Genomic DNA, 17293 nt, shown 5'->3' on the forward strand with positions numbered 1-17293 from the left:
AAATAAGGCGCTCCAGCCGCCCTGGTACGGGTCAGAACCTTTGCCAGCGTCATCAAACTCGTAATAAAGTAGAGCTGGAATCAAATTATAAAAGAGCAAAGGAGACGTGCTATGGCTGATAAGATAGCCACCCTACATCTACCCGGTAAAGACCCGGTAGAACTCCCGATCCTGTCAGGAACTGTCGGACCCGACGTGATCGATGTCAGAAAACTGGGCGCGCAAGGGTACTTCACCTTCGACCCCGGTTTTATGGCAACCGGTTCTTGCAAATCATCCATTACGTACATAGATGGCGATCAGGGTGTCTTGCTGCACCGTGGTTACCCCATCGCCCAGTTGGCCACCCAGGCCAGCTATCTGGAAGTCTGCTACATCCTGCTGTACGGCGAGGCGCCCACCAAGGCGCAGTACACGGAATTCGAACGTCTGGTCACCCGCCACACCATGGTGCACGAGCAGATTGCCTTCTTCTTCCGCGGCTTCCGTCGCGATGCCCACCCCATGGCCGTCATGTGCGGCGTGGTCAGTGCGCTCTCCGCCTTCTATCACGATGCCCTCGACATCAACAACGAAGAGCATCGCGAGATCTGCGCCTTCCGTCTGCTCTCCAAGATGCCGACCCTGGCCGCCATGTGCTACAAGTACTCCATCGGTCAGCCGTTCATGCAGCCGCGTAACGCCCTCTCCTATGCAGGCAACTTCCTGCACATGATGTTTGGCGTGCCGACCGAAGAGTACAAGGTCAACCCCATCGTCGAACGCGCCATGGACCGCATCTTCACCCTGCATGCGGACCACGAGCAGAACGCCTCCACCTCCACCGTGCGTCTGGCCGGCTCCTCCGGCGCCAACCCGTTTGCCTGTATCGCCGCGGGGATCGCCTCCCTGTGGGGACCGGCCCACGGCGGTGCCAACGAAGCCTGCCTCAAGATGCTCGAGGAGATCGGCTCGGTTGACCGCATTCCCGAGTACATCGCCAAGGCCAAGGACAAGAACGATCCGTTCCGTCTGATGGGATTCGGCCACCGGGTCTACAAGAACCACGACCCCCGTGCCACCGTGATGCGCGAAACCTGTCACGAGGTACTGACCGAGCTGCAGATCAAGGATCCGCTGCTGGACGTGGCCATGGAGCTGGAGCGCATCGCGCTCTCCGACCCCTACTTCATCGAGAAGAAGCTCTACCCGAACGTGGACTTCTACTCCGGCATCATCATGAAGGCCATCGGCATCCCCATGTCCATGTTCACCGTGATCTTCGCCATCTCCCGTACCATCGGCTGGATTGCCCACTGGAACGAAATGCACTCGGATCCGGATCAGAAGATCGGCCGTCCGCGTCAGCTCTATACCGGTCAGCCGCAACGCGAGTTCACCCCGCTCGACCAGCGTTGAGTCACGGGTCTCGGATTTTTTGTTACAAAGGCGGTCATTGACCGCCTTTTTATTTGCCGCTCTAATGCCCCCCTTTCCATCGAAGGAGTTCATCATGAGACCACTGTTCCTCAGCGCCAGTGCCGCCCTGCTGCTCAGCGCCTGTCAAAGCGCCCCCACGCCAACCGCAGGCGAGACCCTCTACGTCAACAGCCAGCTGGTACACTGCGTTGGCGTCGGCCCCATGCAGTGCATGCAGGTGCGCAGTGACGAGCAGCAGCCCTGGACCCTGTTCTATCAGCAGATTGAAGGCTTTCAGTTTGAACCCGGCTACCGCTATCAGCTGACCGTCAGCAAGCAGCAGCTCACCGATGTGCCGGCAGATGCCCCTTCCCTGCGCTACCAGCTCATCAAGGTCGTCAGCAAACAGGCGGCGCGCTGATCAAAAAAGGCATCGTTTGGAGATGATTGTTCAGTTCATGACCCGGTTCTGGTACGCTGGTTGACGAATCCATTGTTTAATCAGCGTTTTCGGGCAGCCATGCCCTACCACTATGATCAAGATCCGCACGACCCGGGCCAACGACTGGCCCGCCATCATGGCCATTCAGAACGAGTGTTATCACCAGCTGGATCCTGAACCCATCGAAGTCATGAGCAACAAGGCCGAACTGGCCCCCGCCTGCTGCTGGGTGGCCGAACATCAAGGCCAGGTGCTGGGCTATTTGCTCTGCCACCCCTGGCGTGCCCACCAGCCCCCGCCCCTCTCCGTCCCCATTCAGCGCCTGGCCGGCAACGACGAGTTCTATCTGCACGATCTCGCCGTCTCACGGCAGGCCCGCGGCAAGGGCATAGGGCAGCGGCTGCTCGCCACCGCCCTCGCGTTTGCCGCAGACGAAGGGTTTGAGCATGCCGGTCTGGTGGCGGTACAGGATGCGCCGGCCTTCTGGCGCAAGCAGGGCTTCCAGCCGGCCAGTACTCGCAAGTCCCTCACCGAATATGGCGAGGGCGCGACCTACATGCGGCTGCCACTCCCGCAACGGGGCTGACGATCACCCAATGAAAAAGGCGCCTTGCGGCGCCTTTTTTTCGACTCATGGTGGACTCATCAAGCCTTGAACTTGCTGAACACCAAGGAGGCGTTGGTCCCGCCAAAGCCGAAGCTGTTGGACATGACGGTATTGAGATCCGCCTCTTCGTACGCGCGCACGATGGGCAGGCCTTCGGCCTTCTCGTCCAGGGTTTCGATGTTGATGCTGGGGGCGATGAAGCCGTGTTCCATCATCAGCAGGGAGTAGACGGCCTCGTGCACGCCGGCAGCACCCAGGGCATGACCGGTCATGGCCTTGGTGGCGGAGAGCTTGGGCGCATTGCTGCCAAACAGGGTCTGGATGGCTTCCAGCTCCTTGGTATCACCGACCGGAGTGGAGGTACCGTGGGTGTTGATGTAATCCACCTTGCCGACACCCTGCATCGCCATCTTCATGCAACGCACCGCGCCTTCACCGCTCGGCGCGACCATGTCGTAGCCATCGGAGGTGGCACCGTAACCGGTGATCTCGGCATAGATGTGGGCACCACGGGCCAGGGCGTGTTCCAGCTCCTCGACCACCAGGATGCCGCCGCCACCGGAGATGACGAAACCGTCGCGATCCGCATCATAGGTACGGGAGGCTTTTTCCGGGGTGTCGTTGTACTTGGTGGACAGGGCGCCCATGGCATCGAACTGGATGGTGGAAGACCAGTCCAGCTCCTCGCCGCCGCCGGCGAAGACGATGTCCTGCTTGCCGAGCTGGATCAGTTCCAGAGCGTGACCGATGCAGTGGGCAGAGGTGGCGCAGGCGGAGCTGATGGTGTAGTTGACACCCTTGATCTTGAACGGGGTGGCCAGGCAGGCGGAGGTGGTGGAGGACATGGTGCGCGGCACCATGTAGGGGCCCACACGCTTGACGCCCTTCTCGCGGGCGATATCCGCAGACTCGGAGGTGTTCTTGCCGGAGGCGCCACCGGAGCCGGTCACGATACCGGAACGCTCGTTGGACACCATCTCTTCCGGCAAACCGGCGTCTTCGATGGCCTGTTGCATGGAGAGATAGGCATAAGCCGCTGCATCGCCCATGAAACGCATGACTTTACGGTCGATCAGTTCAGACGGGTCGAGTTTGATGTTACCCCAGACACGGCTGCGCAGGTTGTACTGTTCGAACTGCTCGGAATAGGTGATGCCAGATTTGCCTGCTTTCAGGGAGGCCAGCACTTCTTCCTTGTTGTTGCCGATACTGGAGATGACGCCGATACCGGTGATCACTGCTCTTCTCATTAATTCATCTCGTCTGGAAAAACTGGCGCCAAGTCTACCCGCTTTCGGCTGCCAAACTGGTCTGCTTTCACGTAGAATGCCCGCGATTTTGTGACGCGAGCAGAGGAAAACGTGAGTCAAACATCCTTACATCATGCCCGATTGGACTGGAATGAAGCGGGAACTCCAGTCTCCAGTGAGTTCGGGGATGTGTACTTTTCCAATGATAACGGTCTAAGTGAAACCCGCTACGTCTTTTTGCAGCAAAATCGGCTGCCAGCGCGATTTTCGCATCACGATAGTGACATTTTCGTGATAGGTGAGACAGGTTTCGGCACAGGTCTTAACTTTCTGGCGACAATGGCCGCCTTTCTGGAACAGGCGCCCCAATCCGGCAACGGTGCCCGCCTCCACTTCATCAGCTTCGAGAAATACCCGCTGACCCGAGAGGATCTGCGCAAGGCGCTGGCCGCCTGGCCAGAGCTCGCCACCTTCAGCCAGCCCCTCATCGAGCAGTGGCCGCTGCCCGTCGCAGGCTGTCATCGGCTGCTCTTTGCCGGCGGCCGCATCCGGCTCGACCTCTGGTTTGGCGACATCAAGGAGATGCTGCCCCAGGTGCCCCACCCGGCAGACGGGCTGGTGGACGCCTGGTATCTGGATGGCTTCTCCCCCGCCAAGAACCCGGAGATGTGGACGCAAGCGTTGTTCGACGGCCTGGCCCGCCTCGCGCGTCCCCACGCCACCATCGCCACCTTTACCTGTGCCGGCTTCGTGCGCCGCGGCCTGATTGCCGCCGGTTTTGCCATGCAGAAGGTGAAAGGACACGGCAGCAAGCGGGAGATGTTGGCCGGGGAGCGCGCAGAGAAACAACCACAGCAGACCATCGCCCCCTGGTATGCCAGACCTGCCAGCCGCGCGGGCGAGGTGCTGATCATCGGTGGCGGCATCGCCTCGGCCATGACGGCGCTCTCCTTGGTGGAGCGGGGCCGCAAGGTGACGCTCTTGTGCCAGGATGGCGAGCCCGCGACCGGCGCCTCCGGCAACCGGCAGGGAGCCCTCTACCCGCTGCTCAACGGCGAGCACGATGCGCTGTCGCGCTTCTATTCGCTGGCCTTCGGCTTTGCGCGCCAGCGGCTGCTGGCCCTGGCCGAGCGCCACCCCGTCGCCTTCTCGCTGTGCGGCGTCACCCAGCTCGGCTATGACGACAAGTCCGCCGCCAAGCTGGCCAAGATGGCGCAAGGCCCCTTCCCGCCCGAGCTGATGCAGGTACTTTCCGAGCCAGAGGTTGAGCAAGTGGTCGGCCTGCCCTGCGGTCACGGTGGTGTCAGCTATCCGCAGGGGGGCTGGCTCTGCCCGGCGGATCTCACCCGCGCCGCCATCAAGGAAGCACAAGCCAGCGGGCTACTTGAGGTGGTTTTCAATACCGAGGTGGTCGCCATGGCCGAACAGGCCGATGGCTGGCTGATCGAGAGCCGTGACGGGCGCCGCTGGCAAGCCCCCAATCTGGTGGTGGCCGCCGGCCATCAGTTGCCTGCGCTCATCCCCTTTGCCGAGCTGCCGCTCTATCCGGTGCGCGGCCAGGTGAGCCATGTGCCGACCTCGGTGAGCTTGAGCAAGCTCAACACCGTGCTCTGTTACGATGGCTACCTCACCCCGGCCCACCACGATCACCACTGCATCGGTGCCAGCTATGGCCGCAACCAGACCGACCTCGGGTTTCGCGCCGACGAGCAGGCCCAGAACCAGGCGCGGCTGCAAGCCTGCCTGCCGCAGCAGGCCTGGCCCGCCGAGGTGGATGTGAGCGGCAATCAGGCCCGGGTCGGCGTACGCAGTGCCAGCCGGGATCACCTGCCGGTGGCGGGGCCAGTCGCCAGCTTGGCCAACCTGGCGGATCACTACGCCGGACTGCAGGCCGATCAGCAGAACGCGGCGCCGTTGCCGCTGCATCCCGGCCTCTATGTGCTGGGGGCGCTCGGCTCGCGGGGGCTCTGCTCGGCCCCTCTTTGCGGCGAGCTGCTGGCCAGCGAGATCTGTGGCGATCCACTGCCGCTGGCAGCCGATCTGCTGGAGGCGCTCCACCCGGCCCGCTACTGGGTGCGCAAGCTGCTCAAGGGCAAGCCGCTCCAGTGAGCGCTAAGGTGTTCGGCCAGGCGCAACAACAAAAAGGGCTCCCCGACGGGAGCCCTTTTTGTTCGCTCAAATCCTGTCGGGCTCAGATGCCCTTTGGCCAGTTAAGCCCCAGCTTGCGACCGTGATCGGTCTGCTGCTGCAACTGGCTGAAACGTTGGCGCGAGCTGGCCAGCACCCCCTGCCCCCGCTGCCAGGCCTGATATTCCAGGGCGGCGCAGTCGCGCTCCACCGGCAGCTGTGCCAGCTGGATGCCGAGCTGGCTGACGCTCTCCAGCAAGATATCTTTGTGGCGGCTCTCGTAATCGAACATGGCGGCCACCAGCTTGTCCCACTTCTGGCGCTCGGCGGCGGAGGCCCTGGCCTTGTCCATCCAGTTCGGCACCATCACCTTGATCCGGGTGGTGACCCTGACCTGTTCCAGCTCGCAGCGCTGCGCCTCGGGACGGGTCTGCAACTGCCAGGAGAGTTGGTAACTGGCCATGCCGATGTGGCCGTTGGCCCGGGCTGTGCCCGCGCTGGTCATCTGGCGCGCCAGGCTCGCCACGTCCGGCCCGGAAACCCGATAAAACTGAAAGTCGACCTTGATGTCAGGCACCGCCTTGATACCGGTGTAATGGGAACTCTCGGCCCCGGCCGTGGCGGCGAACAACATCAATGCCACCATGAAAACTTTGCTGACCATTCCCATCTCTGCTGCCTTGACCTCGTTGCTGGCGGGGTTGTTATTTTAATTAATAATCAACGCATTAATACTCGAAGCAGGAGATTAACCGCGATCCCCGCGACTGTCACCTACTCCCGTCACAAAGCCTAAGTGTCAGGTTGACAAGTCGCAACCCCGCACCGCCATTGATTTGCAAGCAAGATCACAAGTGATGCGCAACATCATGGTGAGATACCCCTTATTGAATAATAATCGCCGAGTTTTATGTCGATACATTTCGGGATTGGCCAGATTAACCTCCAAGTTGACGCCAGGAATGCATCCACCTTCATTCGTACTCAGGAACTCACTCTATGATGGAACTCCTTATCGGCACCCTGGTCACCCTGGCTGTGGGCCGCTACATCTTCAAGGGCTACTCGGCCACCGGGGTGCTGCTCAGCGGCGGCTTGCTGCTGCTGGCGATCACAGCCCTGATGGGCAAGGCAGTGCTGCCCACCAGCGTCACCTCCACCGGCCACGTGGCCACCGACATCTTCGAATACGTGCGCTTCCTGCTGGTAGATCGGGGCGGTGGCCTCGGCATGCTGATCATGGTGCTGTGCGGCTTTGCCGGCTACATGAGCCACATCGGCGCCAACACCATTTTGGTGAAGCTCGCCAGCAAGCCGCTTGGCATCATCAAGTCCCCTTACATCCTGCTGGTTGCCGCCTATCTGGTGGCCTGTGCCATGTCGCTGGCGGTGAGCTCCGCCACCGGCCTTGGCGTGCTCTTGATGGCCACCCTGTTCCCGCTGATGGTCAACATGGGGATCTCCCGTGGCGCCGCGGCGGCGGTGTGCGCCTCGCCGGCCGCCATCATCCTGGCCCCCACTTCCGGGGACGTGGTGATGGCCGCCCAGGCCGCCAACATGGAGCTGCTCGATTTTGCCTTCAAGCTGACCCTGCCCATCTCGCTGGTGGCCATCGCCGCCATGGCGGTGACCCACTTCTTCTGGCAGCGCTATCTGGATCAGAAGGCCGGCGAGCACAACGAGGCGGTCGCCCCGAGCGATCTCATCACCGATGCCCCCGGCTTCTACGCCATCCTGCCGTTCACCCCCATCATCGGGGTGCTGCTGTTTGACGGCAAACTCGGGCCCAAGCTCGACATCGTTACCATCATCGTCATTTGCCTGGTGCTGGCCGCCCTGCTGGAGCTGGCCCGCAAACGCAATGGCAAAGAGCTGCTGGACGGGCTGCAGGTGTGCTGGCGCAGCATGGCCGACGCCTTCGCCGGCGTGGTGATGCTGCTGGTGGGAGCCGGGGTGTTTGCCCAGGGGCTGATGGGGCTCGGCTTCATCGCCAACCTCCTGGATCTGGCCCAGAGCTTTGGTACCGGCGGCATCGTCATCATGCTGGTGCTGGTGGTCATCACCACCCTGGCCGCCTTTACCACGGGGTCCGGCAACGCCCCCTTCTACGCCTTCGTGGAGCTTATTCCCCATCTGGCCACCAGCCTCGGCGTCAACCCCGCCTATCTGGTGATCCCCATGCTGCAGGCCTCCAACCTGGGCCGCACCATCTCGCCGGTCTCCGGGGTGGTGGTCGCCTGTGCGGGGATGGGCAACCTCTCTCCGTTCGAAGTGGTCAAGCGCACCTCGGTGCCGGTCGCGGTCGGCCTGCTGGTGGTGATCCTCGCCACCCAGATCATGGTGCCCGCCTAAATTGGCCGGGGCACCCTGAGCGGCTGCCCCGCCTCTATCTCGCGCTACCAGCCCGGCCTGCCGCCGGGCTGGTATCTCCCCCCGCCATTGGAGTAGACTCGGTGCTCTTTTTTCTCTAAGGAGGACCGAGATGAGTATTACGGTTCAACTTGCCCACTTCAGTGACTGCCACTCCCATTTCGATGGCGCCCCCATGCGCTTCGCCCCCGCAGGCAAGTCCGAGTGGCGCACCCAGTGTGGTGGCTACGCCCGCATCCTGACCCGGCTCAACGCCTTGCGCCGACAAGCCGATGCGGCGGGTCAGACCTGCCTGTTCCTGCACGGCGGTGACACCTTCCAGGGCTCGCTCTATTTCAACCGCTTCAAGGGACGCGCCAACGCTGACCTACTCAGCCTGCTGCAACCAGACGCCATGGTGATCGGCAATCACGAGTTCGATCTGGGCAACGGGCCGCTGGTGGAATTTTTGCGCCAGCTCGACTTTCCGGTGCTGGCCGCCAACCTCGACAGCAGCCAGGAGCCCGCCGACGCCCAGCTGCGGCTGCGCGGTCTGCCCCAGTTGTATGACGCCAGCCGTCCCTGGCACCAGCGCATCATCGACGGCGTGCCCTTCGCCCTGCTCGGCATCACGCTGCCGCAGATGGCCGCCATCGCTAGCCCCGATCCCCATACCCGCTTTCACGGCATCGAGCAGACCCTGAAGGCCGCGCTGGCAGAGATCAAGGCCGCCGGCATCCGCCACATCATCCTGCTGAGCCACCTGGGGCTGGAGCAGGACAAACAGCTGGCCGAGCATTTCCCCGAGCTCAGCCTCATCATCGGTGGCCACACCCACAGCCAGCTGGGGGATCTGGCGCCGCTCGGTCTGGCGAGCGAGGGCAACTATCCGCTGATGCGAAACGGCGTCGCCATCCTGCATGCCGCCCACAGCGCCCTCTGCCTCGGGGTGTGCGAACTGACGTTTGACCAGCACGGCCGGGTAGCGCGCAGCCGTGGCCAGCTGGAGTGGCTGCCCTGGCAGCCCTGGCCGTTTGCCTCGACACCGCCGGCCGGGCTGCACTTTTGCGAGCCGGCGCCCGCGCTCGAGCAACTGCTGGCCAAACGCTACCGGCCCGAGCTCGAGACCATGACCCAGCGCATCGTGACCCGCCTTGGTGGGCCGCTGCACCATCAGCGGCTGCCCGATGCCAGCCTGCCGGCCGGCAGCCAGGTGGCGCCCCTGGTGGCCAGCGCCATGCTGGCCGGGGCCCGCGAGCAGGTCGGTCAGGTGGACTTCGCCCTGCACAATGCCGGCGGGGTGCGCTGTTCCCTCGAGCCCGGGCCGCTCAGCGAAGCGGACATCGCCGGCCGTCTGCTGCCCTTCGCCATCCCGCTCATCCTCTATCGGGTGCACGGCCATGAGCTGGCCGAGGCGCTGGAGGGGGCCATCGACAATGCCACCAACAACGGCGTGACGGGCAATGGCAGCGGCAGCTTCCCCTATACCGCCGGAGTGCGCTTCTGTTATCAGGCGGACCAGCCCAAGGGGCGCCGGATCACCCGGCTGGAGTGGGAGCGCGCCCCCGGCCAGTGGCAGCCGGTCGAGGCCGATGCCATCTATCGGGGGGTTTCCAGCGCCTACACCGCCTCCGGCAAGGAGGGCTATACCGCGCTGGCCCGCACCCTGACCCAGCACAACCAGGAGCTCGGCATCACTCTGGCGGATGCCTTCATCCGCTGGGCCCGCTATCTGCCCGAGCTCGCCGCCACGCCGGCACTGGTGGAGTATCAGGGGCCGTCTACCCGATGATGACCTGGCGGACCACTTGGCGGTGGCCCGCCAGGTCGCTTTAGCCGGTTTTGTCAGAAAACGTGCCGCTTTCATGCCGTAAAGCGGCACTTTTACAAATTATTTCAAGCACATTCCCCTCGCCCATTGCATCGTGCTGTCAGGCTCGGCAAGATAGGCCCGCTTTCGAGACTTCCCAGCAGGAACAGGTCACCCATGAATCATGCCATCCGTTTTACCCCTCCTCGCGTCAATCCGGGCCTGCGGCCGCTGGTGATCCTGCTCACCGGCTTGCTGGCCTTGCTGTTCTGCCTGCGCAACCCGCTGTTCCACGGCATGGCGCCAGGCTTTGACGCCTCGCTGTTTGCGGTGATGGGCAAGATGTGGAGCGAAGGGGGCGTGCTGTACCAGGACATGATCGACATCAAGGGCCCCATGATCTTCGCCCTCGACGCCCTCGGCTACGGCCTCGGCGGCTTCTTCGGGATCTGGCTGCTGGAGTGGGCACTCTGCTGGCTGGGGCTGCTGGCCAGCTGGCAGGCGTTTGGTCAGCTCGGCCTCTCGCTGCGGGCCCGGCTCGGCAGCATGCTGGCGGTACTGGCGCTCTATGGCACCCGCTACTACTACGGCAACATGACCGAGGACTGGACGTTCCATCTGGCCCTCATCGCCCAGTGGGCCTTCATCACCATGCTGCTGGACAAGCGCTGCAGCTGGGGACCGGCGCTGGTGGCCGCGCTCACCTTTGCCATCGTGGCCTGGATGCGCACCAACAACGGCGCCTTCTGGGGTGCCTGGTATCTGGTGCTGTTCTGCCACTGGTGCCTGCGCGAACAGTGGCGCTGCGCCCTCTCCCTGCTCTGCTCCAGCCTGCTGGGGCTGGCGCTCGTCGGCGGCCCGCTGCTGGCCTACTTCCAGCATCACAACCTGCTGGCCGAATTCAAATACTACGCCTTCGACATCTTCTTCGAGGGGAGCTACGGCAACGGCTTCTCACCTGATGTGGGCAGCGTCGGCCTGCTGCGTACCGGCCTCATCATGCTGTTGCCCGCCTTCATCGTGCTGATGATGGGGCGCCGTCAGGAGTGGTATCTGCCGGCCCTGTGCGCCACCCTGTTTGGGGTCATCTTCACCCTCATCGCCAACTCGGTCTCCGGCCACGTGTTCGATCACTACGATGTGCTCTATCTGCCGCTGGCCCTGCTGCCGCTCGCCTGCCTGCTGGATCGCAGCGAACAGCAGGCCGATGGCCTCGGCCTGCTCTGCATCTCGCTGGTGGTGCTGACCGCCAGCTGGCTGCTGGCCCAGCAGCTGGGTTACGGCTGGAGCACCAAGGAGTGGTCGCTGGAGCGGGTGCGTGAAGTGCTCGGCAACAGCTTGTTGTGGGCCCTGCCGGTGCTCATCCTGGTGCCCCTGTGGCGCGCCTGGGATGTGCGCAGCGCCACCCCCTGGCTCGCTTCGCTCGCCATGCTGGCACTGCTGCTCAACAATGCCTGGGAAGGCACCCTGAAGGGCACGCCGTTCAACCCGCCGGCCCAGGTACGGGTCGATCGCATCAAGGCCGAAACCAGCCCCACCGACAAGATCTGGGTGGACGGCATCCAGCCGCAATATTACCTCTGGACCGATCGCCAGCCGGCCTCCGCCTACCTGTTCTTTGCCAACGTCAACCCGCCCTACGACGTGCGCGAGCGGGTACTGGCCGACCTCAAGCGCCAGAGTCCCAAGTTCATCATCGCCAAGCCGGATCGGGTGGCCGATGAGCTCAAGAAGCCCAGCTCCCCCTCCAGTCTCGCCTTCTATCAATATCTGGTGAGCCAGTATGAAGAGGTGGATCCGGGCCTCTATCGCAGGCGCTGAGCCCTCCTTGACCGAACAGAGCCGTCATCCCGCGATGACGGCCCTTTTCATTGCGCCAAAGGCAAGGCCTGAAACGGTAGGCAAGCGGCGACGCGCTGACTACAATGGCGCTCTTTTGATATGACGAGTAATGCAGACATGGCGGAACTGACCTACCTCGGTGGCTACCCGGAGCCCCTCAAGGCCCAGGTGCAACAGCTGATCGCGGCGGGCAAGCTGGGGGACGTGCTGGCCAAGCGTTATCCAGAGACCCACCTCATCCAGAGTGACAAGGCGCTGCTCGCCTACACCATGGAGCTGAAGAACCGCTACCTGAAAAGCTCGGCGCCGCTTTCCAAGGTGATCTTCGACGGCAAGATCAACGTGATCAAGGATGCCCTCGGCCTGCACACCTATGTGAGCCGGGTGCAGGGCAGCAAGCTCAAGGCCAAGAACGAGATCCGCATCGCCGCCCTGTTCAAGGAGGCCCACCCGGCCTTCCTGAAGATGATCGTGGTGCACGAGCTGGCCCACCTGAAGGAGAAGGATCACAACAAGGGCTTTTATCAGCTCTGTCAGCATATGGAGCCGGACTATCATCAACTGGAGTTTGATCTGCGGCTCTGGCTCACCTGGCGCGATCTCGAACGGGCCACGCGCTGATCCCGACTGTTTCAAGGAGGAGACATGACTTCATTGCGCCGTTACCTTGCCGTGCGCCACTCAGGCTGGCGCCGGCCGCTCGGCCGCTGGCTGGCGGCACTCCTGTTGCTGAGCCCCTGGCTGCAAGCCGCCGAGCGTTGGCAGAGCGATGCCTATCTCACCGAGAGTTTCTTCGAGGTCGCCATGAAGCGGGAGTACGGCCACGAACAGAACGTGCACTTCTCCCGCTGGGAACAGCCCATCCGGCTCAAGCTGGTCAACGAATTTGGCGACAAGGCGCTGCAAAGCGAGGTGGTCAGAATACAGAGCCAGCATCTGGCCGGCATCATAGGCCGCCCCATTGCCCTGGTCAGCGAGCGGCCCAACATCACCCTGATCATGACCGAACGCGCCAAGATGGCGAGCTGGGCCAAGCGCACCATGGGGCAGGATGCCTCCGTCAAGACCGCGCTCAAGGAAGGGCTCTGCATGGCCAACTTCACCACCAATACCCGCCGCGAGATGGCCCGTGCCACCATCATCATTCCGGTGGATTACAGCCGGGCCAAGGGGCGCTTTCTCGACTGCGTGGTGGAGGAGCTCACCCAGGTGATGGGACTGCCCAACGATTCGGACAAGGTGTTCCCCTCCATCTTCAACGACAACAGCATCGACAGCTTCCCGACCGGACTCGATTACGTGCTGCTCAAGCTTGCCTATCACCCGGCCCTGCAGGCCGGCATGACGGCCAGCGAAGTGCGGGCCGCCCTGCCCGTTGCCCTCAAGGCACTGCGCGCCAGCGGCGACATTGCCCAGGCCGATCAGCGGGTGCAGATCAACAGCCTCAAACGCTGGGCCGGGCTTTGACGGTTGAGGATTAAAGGCTGAGGGATGACGTACGAGCAGCTTGGGAGCTCATCCTACCAGCCACAAAAAACGCAGCCTTGGGCTGCGTTTTTTGTTCGGCAAGAGAGGCGCTAGATAAAATCCCGGCCACCGGGATCAGGAGGCAACACTCTCCGGCATCCAGCTGTCTGCATTCTCCCACACCTCCTGCACCATGGCTTCTGCCAGCTCCTTGTCCTCCTTGCTGGCGCGGCTGACCGTCAGTGCCATGGCGCTGCCGGGGGCGACTCGCACATGCAGGTCGGGGAACTTTTCGCCCAGTTGCTTGAGCAGCTCCTGACGCAGCGCCTCCATGGTCGAGGTGGGCACCTGATGTTTTTTGTCGATGATGATTTCCAGACGCATAGGATACTTCTCCATGATTTATAACTGTATTTTTATACAGTAAAAATCAAAAGTAAAGCCCGTCATCAACCTCTTGTTGCCAACCCTGCAGCGACATCACCAAACCCGGCCGGTTACCCCGCTTGCCGGGGAGGCAGAACCTCGCTCGGTGGTATTACCCCATCACCAAACAAGACAAAAAATTGTTGATATCTATTCTCAACAAAGGCATGATTTATTTGTTATGTTATAACAACCAAATCATGAGGCCAGCATCATGCGTCCCGACATTCACCCCGAGTACCGTCAGGTTCTGTTCCACGACCTGACCGCCAACACCTATTTTCTGGTGGGTTCCACCCTCAAGACCGATCGCACCAAGCTGTGGGAAGACGGCAACACCTACCCCTATGTGACGCTGGATGTCTCCAGTGCTTCACACCCCTTCTATACCGGCAAGCAGAAGCAGGTCAGCAAGGAAGGTCAGGTCGCCCGCTTCGGCCAGCGTTTCGGTCAGTTCTTCAACAAAGGAAAAGCGCAGTCATGAAAGTCCTCTCCTCCCTCAAATCAGCAAAGTCGCGCCACCCCGATTGCCAGATTGTCCGCCGCCGCGGCAAGCTGTTCGTGATCTGCAAGAGCAACCCCAGGTTCAAAGCCCGTCAGCGCTGATCCGCAGCCTCATAAAAACAAGGCCCTCATGGGAGGGCCTTGTCCATTTATCACTCCGGCATCACGCCGAATCTGCCGCTGTTGAAGTCATCGATGGCCTGCACTATCTCCTCATGGCTGTTCATCACGAAGGGCCCGTGACCCACGATGGGCTCCTCGATGGGATCACCGCTCAGCAGCAGCACAGAGGCGTCGCTGTATGCCTCGATCACCACCTGCCGACCTGCCCGGTCCAGCACCACCATCTGCGCTTCCCGGGCGATGGCACTGCCGTTGACCTGCACGGTCCCCTTGAGCACGATGAGCGCGCCGGTCCAGCCTTCGGGCAACTCGAGTGTGCTGACGCTGCCCTGCACCAGACGCAGATCCCAGACATGCAGCGGACTGAAGGTATGGGCCGGGCCACGGACCCCCTCAAACTCGCCGGCGATGACCCGCACCGACCCCGCGTCGCTGGCCAGTGCCACCGTCGGAATGTCGCCCGCCAGGATGGGTTGGTAACCGGGCGGCGTCATCTTGTGCCGGCTCGGCAGATTCACCCACAACTGCACCATCTCGAGCTCACCGCCCGACTCACTGAACGCCGGGGCGTGAAATTCCTCGTGCAGGATACCGGCGCCGGCGGTCATCCACTGCACGTCACCCGGGCCTATCACGCCGCCCCGACCGGTCGAATCCCGGTGCGCCACTTCGCCCTTGTAGACGATGGTCACCGTCTCGAAACCGCGATGGGGATGTTCACCCACCCCGCGCGGCTGGCTGGTCGGCGTAAAGTTGGCCGGGCCGGCATAGTCGAGCAGCAGGAAGGGGCTCAGCTGCTTGCCGTGGCTGCTGTAGGAGAAGAGAGAGCGGACGGGAAAGCCGTCGCCTACCCAGTGAGGACGGGGTGCGCTGTAAACGCCGAGGATCTTTTTCATCTGTCGCTCCTGACATATCCGGTGGAATTGAACACTGGAGACAGCATAGTTTCGAGACGAACGGGTGGGTAGACTGCTAAATTGGGCATCAGCGTCCTATTTTTGGAACGATGAGGACACCCTATGCAGGATCTGAATGATCTCTACTATTTCGTCCAGGTGGTGGATCACGGCGGCTTTGCCCCCGCTGGCCGCGCCATCGGCATGCCCAAATCCCGCCTCAGCCGCCGGATAGCGCAGCTCGAAGAGCGGCTCGGCGTGCGGCTGCTCCAGCGCTCGACCCGCCAGTTTGCGGTGACCGAGCTGGGCCGCACCTATTACGAGCACTGCAAGGCGATGCTGGTGGAGGCCGAGGCGGCGCAGGCCGCCATCGAGATGACCCGGGCCGAGCCCTGCGGGCTCATCCGCATGAGCTGCCCCATCGCCCTGCTGCACACCCATATCGGCCCCATGCTGGCGGATTTCATGGCCCGTCACCCGCAGATCAGGGTCGAGCTGGAAGGAACCAATCGGCGGGTCGACCCCATCGCCGAAGGGGTCGATGTGGCCATCCGGGTCAGGCCACCGCCGCTGCAGGATAGCGAGCTGGTGATCCGGATACTGGCGCAGCGTCGCCAGTGCCTGGTGGCCAGCCCGGCACTCGTCGCACAGCGGGGCTTGCCCGCCGCACCGGCGGATCTGCACGGCTGGCCCAGCATGGGGCTGGGGGCGCCGCGGCAGCACTACCTCTGGTCGCTGTTCGGGCCGCAGGGGGCGCATGCCGACCTCACCCACCAGCCCCGCTTCGTCACCACCGACATGGTGGCGCTGCGCAGTGCGGCGCTGGCCGGGGTCGGGGTGGTGCAACTGCCGCTGTTGATGGTGCAGGAGCAGCTGAGCGCCGCCACCCTAGTCAAGGTGGTGCCTGCCTGGGAGCCGAAGCCCGAGCTCATCCACGCCGTGTTCCCCTCCCGGCGCGGCCTGCTCCCCTCGGTGCGAGCACTGATCGACTATCTGGTGGAGCGCTTCGCCGCCATCGACGAGGAGTGATGACAAAAGCAGCGGCCCCCAGCCCCAGGCAGCCACCCCGTCATGGGGTGGACGCTGAAGGGACAAGATAGGCCGCCACCTCAGGCAAGTGGGGTCACAGCGGGGTGGCGCATTTGCGGTATTCGGTGGGGCTGACCCCCACCCGCTTTCGAAACACCCGCGAGAAGTAGAGCTGATCGTCATAGCCCACCTGCTGGCCGATAGTGGCCACCGACAGCGGCGTGGTCTGCAGCAGCAGCTTGGCCCGCATGATGCGCTGATCCTCGCGCCAGCGCACTATGCTCACCCCCACCTGCTCGCGAAACAGGTGGGCGAGGCGCGAGGGGGACAAGAACACCTGCTCCGCCAGCGCCTCCACCGAGATCTCGGCGCAGAGCGACTCGCTCAGGATCTGGCACGCCTGGTGAACCCGGTGGTCGATGGCGGGATAGGCATCCAGGGAGGATGCTTCGTAGCAGCGAATGAGCAGCCGCTCCAGCAGGTTCATGGCGAGCTGCTCAGACATGGGCCGCAGCTGCTGGTGGGTCTCTTCGATGTCGAGGAAGAGGGCATCGAACTCGGCGAGCAAGGCGGCGTCCGCCAGTTGCAATCGCCCCACCCGCTCCGTCACCTGCGGCCACTTGAGCCAGTCGGCCCAGTAGGCCCGCGGCCGAAAATAGACCCAGCGGTGGTACCACGCCTGGGCATCCGGCGCCCGGCCGTAATGGTGCACCGCCGCCGGCGGGAACAGCAGCAGATCGCCTGGCTCCACGGTAAAAGCCTGCTCCCCCTGAAAGATCTGCCCCTTGCCCCTGATGGTCAGATTGACGATGAAGCCCTTCATCCCCTGGGGCCGGTCGATGATGAAGTCGAGCGCACTCCCCTGCTCGATGGGGGTCATGCCGGAGACCAGGAAGACGTCGAAGGCGTAACCCGGCAGCAGGGGGTTGAGTTGTTTCGGCTTCTCTTTTTGCATCGAGGACATGGCAGAAAACAGCGCTTGGGTAAAAAAATCGGCTTGGGCCATTGTAAAGACTCACCTTG

Annotated in this window: 17 protein-coding genes; 12 read left to right on the forward strand and 5 right to left on the reverse strand. The window is 62.9% G+C overall.

What is annotated here, in order from left to right; genetic code table 11:
- Window positions 1–111: 111 nt before the first annotated feature.
- The 3 genes from C2U40_RS11425 to C2U40_RS11435 all read left to right on the forward strand — a co-directional run bounded on the left by C2U40_RS11425 (window position 112) and on the right by C2U40_RS11435 (window position 2426).
- Window positions 112–1398 carry a citrate synthase gene (locus C2U40_RS11425; RefSeq protein WP_005300205.1) on the forward strand — a complete coding sequence of 429 codons (1287 nt, stop codon included), beginning with the start codon at window positions 112–114 and terminating at the stop codon, window positions 1396–1398.
- 94 nt (window positions 1399–1492) lie between these two features.
- Window positions 1493–1819 carry a DUF4377 domain-containing protein gene (locus C2U40_RS11430; RefSeq protein WP_103826762.1) on the forward strand — a complete coding sequence of 109 codons (327 nt, stop codon included), beginning with the start codon at window positions 1493–1495 and terminating at the stop codon, window positions 1817–1819.
- Window positions 1820–1931: 112 nt separating this feature from the next.
- Entirely contained in the window at window positions 1932–2426 is a 495-nt protein-coding gene (locus C2U40_RS11435; protein WP_103850974.1) for a GNAT family N-acetyltransferase, read from the forward strand.
- 59 nt (window positions 2427–2485) lie between these two features.
- On the opposite strand, the gene fabB is transcribed toward C2U40_RS11435, so the two are convergent.
- A complete protein-coding gene (gene fabB / locus C2U40_RS11440; protein WP_016350500.1) occupies window positions 2486–3697 on the reverse strand; it encodes a beta-ketoacyl-ACP synthase I in 1212 nt (403 codons plus the stop codon).
- 90 nt (window positions 3698–3787) lie between these two features.
- Here fabB and mnmC point away from each other — a divergent pair, with 90 nt between their 5' ends.
- Complete coding sequence (gene mnmC, locus C2U40_RS11445) at window positions 3788–5806, forward strand: bifunctional tRNA (5-methylaminomethyl-2-thiouridine)(34)-methyltransferase MnmD/FAD-dependent 5-carboxymethylaminomethyl-2-thiouridine(34) oxidoreductase MnmC (protein WP_181014853.1); 2019 nt, start codon at window positions 3788–3790, stop codon at window positions 5804–5806.
- An 82-nt stretch (window positions 5807–5888) separates the two neighbouring features.
- On the opposite strand, the gene C2U40_RS11450 is transcribed toward mnmC, so the two are convergent.
- Window positions 5889–6488 carry a DUF922 domain-containing Zn-dependent protease gene (locus C2U40_RS11450; RefSeq protein WP_162275670.1) on the reverse strand — a complete coding sequence of 200 codons (600 nt, stop codon included), beginning with the start codon at window positions 6486–6488 and terminating at the stop codon, window positions 5889–5891.
- A 335-nt stretch (window positions 6489–6823) separates the two neighbouring features.
- On the opposite strand from C2U40_RS11450, the gene dcuC reads away from it, so the two are divergent.
- From dcuC to C2U40_RS11475, 5 genes are all read left to right on the forward strand, one after another.
- The gene (gene dcuC, locus C2U40_RS11455; RefSeq protein WP_016350497.1) at window positions 6824–8176 is read left to right on the forward strand and encodes an anaerobic C4-dicarboxylate transporter DcuC; all 1353 of its coding nucleotides are present in this window, start codon (window positions 6824–6826) and stop codon (window positions 8174–8176) included.
- Window positions 8177–8306: 130 nt separating this feature from the next.
- The gene (locus C2U40_RS11460; protein ID WP_103828247.1) at window positions 8307–9965 is read left to right on the forward strand and encodes a bifunctional metallophosphatase/5'-nucleotidase; all 1659 of its coding nucleotides are present in this window, start codon (window positions 8307–8309) and stop codon (window positions 9963–9965) included.
- A 195-nt stretch (window positions 9966–10160) separates the two neighbouring features.
- Window positions 10161–11804: a hypothetical protein gene (locus C2U40_RS11465; protein ID WP_181014854.1), complete on the forward strand. Its 1644-nt coding sequence runs from the start codon at window positions 10161–10163 to the stop codon at window positions 11802–11804.
- A 138-nt stretch (window positions 11805–11942) separates the two neighbouring features.
- Window positions 11943–12446, forward strand: a complete 504-nt coding sequence (locus tag C2U40_RS11470; RefSeq protein WP_011705787.1) for a M48 family metallopeptidase — start codon at window positions 11943–11945, stop codon at window positions 12444–12446.
- 24 nt (window positions 12447–12470) lie between these two features.
- Window positions 12471–13292, forward strand: coding sequence for a DUF2927 domain-containing protein (locus C2U40_RS11475; RefSeq protein ID WP_103828249.1), 822 nt, complete (start codon window positions 12471–12473; stop codon window positions 13290–13292).
- 135 nt (window positions 13293–13427) lie between these two features.
- Here the strand turns inward: C2U40_RS11475 and C2U40_RS11480 are convergent, their stop codons facing one another.
- Window positions 13428–13676: a DinI family protein gene (locus tag C2U40_RS11480; protein ID WP_011705785.1), complete on the reverse strand. Its 249-nt coding sequence runs from the start codon at window positions 13674–13676 to the stop codon at window positions 13428–13430.
- A 256-nt stretch (window positions 13677–13932) separates the two neighbouring features.
- Here C2U40_RS11480 and C2U40_RS11485 point away from each other — a divergent pair, with 256 nt between their 5' ends.
- The gene (locus tag C2U40_RS11485) at window positions 13933–14202 is read left to right on the forward strand and encodes a type B 50S ribosomal protein L31 (RefSeq protein WP_010634187.1); all 270 of its coding nucleotides are present in this window, start codon (window positions 13933–13935) and stop codon (window positions 14200–14202) included.
- Entirely contained in the window at window positions 14199–14324 is a 126-nt protein-coding gene (ykgO, locus tag C2U40_RS11490; protein ID WP_005300174.1) for a type B 50S ribosomal protein L36, read from the forward strand. The genes C2U40_RS11485 and ykgO overlap by 4 nt, the downstream gene beginning before the upstream one ends.
- Before the next feature lie 50 nt (window positions 14325–14374).
- On the opposite strand, the gene C2U40_RS11495 is transcribed toward ykgO, so the two are convergent.
- Window positions 14375–15241: a pirin family protein gene (locus tag C2U40_RS11495; RefSeq protein ID WP_103828250.1), complete on the reverse strand. Its 867-nt coding sequence runs from the start codon at window positions 15239–15241 to the stop codon at window positions 14375–14377.
- Between the two features lie 123 nt (window positions 15242–15364).
- On the opposite strand from C2U40_RS11495, the gene C2U40_RS11500 reads away from it, so the two are divergent.
- Window positions 15365–16270 carry a LysR family transcriptional regulator gene (locus C2U40_RS11500; RefSeq protein ID WP_085735117.1) on the forward strand — a complete coding sequence of 302 codons (906 nt, stop codon included), beginning with the start codon at window positions 15365–15367 and terminating at the stop codon, window positions 16268–16270.
- Between the two features lie 94 nt (window positions 16271–16364).
- On the opposite strand, the gene araC is transcribed toward C2U40_RS11500, so the two are convergent.
- Entirely contained in the window at window positions 16365–17276 is a 912-nt protein-coding gene (gene araC, locus C2U40_RS11505) for an arabinose operon transcriptional regulator AraC (RefSeq protein WP_045790020.1), read from the reverse strand.
- Between the last annotated feature and the right edge of the window lie 17 nt (window positions 17277–17293).

Source organism: Aeromonas sp. ASNIH4 (assembly GCF_002934425.1).
Taxonomy (GTDB): Bacteria; Pseudomonadota; Gammaproteobacteria; order Enterobacterales; family Aeromonadaceae; genus Aeromonas; species Aeromonas hydrophila.